The 635-nt window shown below is 64.3% G+C and carries 1 protein-coding gene; it reads right to left on the bottom strand.

Features of this window, described 5'->3' with window-relative positions:
• Positions 1 to 617: isochorismate family cysteine hydrolase YcaC (ycaC, locus tag ACCC94_RS29970; protein WP_413353206.1), on the bottom strand; the 617-nt coding region annotated here is incomplete at its 3' end.
• Positions 618 to 635 lie beyond the last annotated feature (18 nt).

The raw sequence follows: 635 nt of genomic DNA, 5'->3' as shown, positions 1-635 counted from the left end.
GTCAGCGCGTTGTAGCTGGTGATCAGGTTGCGGTAATCCGGAATGTGGTTCGAGCACAGCGCCGCCAGGCCTTCGATGTCGTTGCGCCAGTCGCGGTGCAGCTCACAGGCCACGCCGAACCAGGTCATCAGCTGGGCGCCGGCGGCTTCCATACGGCGCCAGGCGGCGTCGCGGGTCATCTCGTTGAAGGTGCCGGAGGCATCCGCCACCACGAACACATCGAAACCTTCCGCCAGGGCCGCCAGCGCCGGGAACGCCACGCAAACCTCGGTCACCACGCCGGCGATGATCAGCTGCTTCTTGCCGGTGGCCTTCACCGCTTTCACGAAGTCCTCGTTGTCCCAGGCGTTGATCTGGCCGGGGCGGGCGATGTACGGCGCGTCCGGGAACTGGGCTTTCAGCTCGGGAACCAGCGGGCCGTTGGGGCCGGTTTCGAAGCTGGTGGTGAGGATGGTCGGCAGGTTGAAGAACTTGGCCAGGTCGCCCAGCGCCAGCACGTTGTTCTTGAACTTGTCCGGGTCGATGTCGCGGACCAGCGAGAGCAGACCAGCCTGGTGATCGACCAGCAGTACGGCGGCGTTGTCTTTGTCCAGGCGGTTGTAGGTGGCGTTGGTCATGGTGAAATCCTCGATTTG

Origin of the sequence: Pseudomonas sp. Pseusp97 (assembly GCF_047304025.1) — a bacterium.
Taxonomy (GTDB): Bacteria; Pseudomonadota; Gammaproteobacteria; order Pseudomonadales; family Pseudomonadaceae; genus Pseudomonas.
The sequence above is the reverse complement of the archived record's forward strand: the minus strand, read 5'-3'. Positions and strand labels throughout refer to the sequence as shown.